Origin of the sequence: Actibacterium sp. MT2.3-13A, from assembly GCF_018139985.1 — a bacterium.
Classification (GTDB): Bacteria; Pseudomonadota; Alphaproteobacteria; order Rhodobacterales; family Rhodobacteraceae; genus JAGSOU01.
This window is the reverse complement of sequence record NZ_JAGSOU010000046.1, coordinates 1-1,252: the sequence shown is the minus strand read 5'-3', so window position 1 is coordinate 1,252 and position 1,252 is coordinate 1. Positions and strand designations below refer to the sequence as shown.

Genomic DNA, 1,252 nt, shown 5'->3' with positions numbered 1-1,252 from the left:
TGACCTGCCCCCCGGTGGTCCCTCGTTCATAACGAGAGTCTGCGGGTTTGGGATTGGTAGTTGGGTTGGTCGGTTTGGGCAAGCGCGCCGGGAGCGGAGCTCTCAAATTGCTCAAGCGTCCGGCGCGCCTCGAGCGGCGTTTGGTTCCCGAGCGATGAATGCGGCCTGACGGTGTTGTAATCGTAGCGCCAGAGCGCCAGCTTCCGGCGGGCGTCGTCCAGGGTATCGAAGATCTCCTCGTTCAGAAGCTCGTCGCGCAGGCTGCCGTTGAACGACTCGATGAAGGCGTTCTGCTGCGGCTTGCCTGGATCGATGTAGTGCCAAGGGACGGCGTTCTGATCGGCCCACCTCAGGATGGCCCGGCTCGTGAACTCGGTCCCGTTGTCGCTGACGATGCAGGCGGGTTTCCCGTAGATCCTGACCAGCGCATCCAGCTCTCGGGCGACACGAGCGCCCGAGATGCTGGTATCGGCGATCAGGCACAGGTTCTCGCGACAGCAATCGTCGATCACCGCCAGGATGCGGAACTTGCGCGAGGCGCCGAAGCTGTCCGCCAGGAAGTCGAGCGACCAGCGGGCATTGGGATGCGCCGCCTGCGGCATCGGCGTGCGTGTGCCGCGGGCCCGCTTGCGCCCGCGTCGTCGCTTCACCGACAGCCCTTCCTCCCGGTAGAGCCGATAGAGCTTCTTGTGGTTCATGATCATGCCCTTGCGTTCGAGCAGCACGCCGATCCGGCGATAGCCGAACCGGCGCCGCTTCCCGGCGATGTCCTTCATCTCCTCGCGGATCTCGGGGCAGTCCGGCGGGCGTGTGCGCCGGACCGTCTTGGGATCGACACCGACAAGCCGGCAGGCCCGGCGCTGCGAGATATCGTGATCCCGCATCGCCCGCAGCGCTGCCTCTCGCCGCTTGGTCAGCGTCGTCAGTTCTTTCCCAGCAGGTCTTTCAGGACGACGTTGTCGAGCATCGTGTCGGCCAGCAGGCGCTTCAGCTTGGCGTTCTCGTCCTCAAGCGCCTTCAGCCTGGCTGCCTCGGATACCTCCATGCCGCCATACTTGGACTTCAGCTTGTAGAACGTCGCCGGGCTAAGGCCATGCCTGCGGCAAACCTCAGCCGTCGGCATCCCGGTCTCCTGTTCTTTGATCATCCCGATAATCTGCGCCTCGGTGAAACGGCTCTTTCGCATTCGTCTGCTCCTTCAGGGTTGAGCAGACTCTACATCATGGTGCGGGACTTCGTGGGGGGCAGGTCA

Annotated in this window: 1 protein-coding gene; it reads right to left on the bottom strand. The window is 63.9% G+C overall.

The window, feature by feature from the left end:
- Positions 1-26 precede the first annotated feature (26 nt).
- Positions 27-1,186 (bottom strand): IS3 family transposase gene (locus KCI33_RS17820; protein WP_212526151.1). Its coding sequence is split into 2 segments (ribosomal slippage): positions 27-937 and positions 937-1,186, totalling 1,161 coding nucleotides; the frame shifts between segments, so codons are not numbered across the junction.
- Positions 1,187-1,252 lie beyond the last annotated feature (66 nt).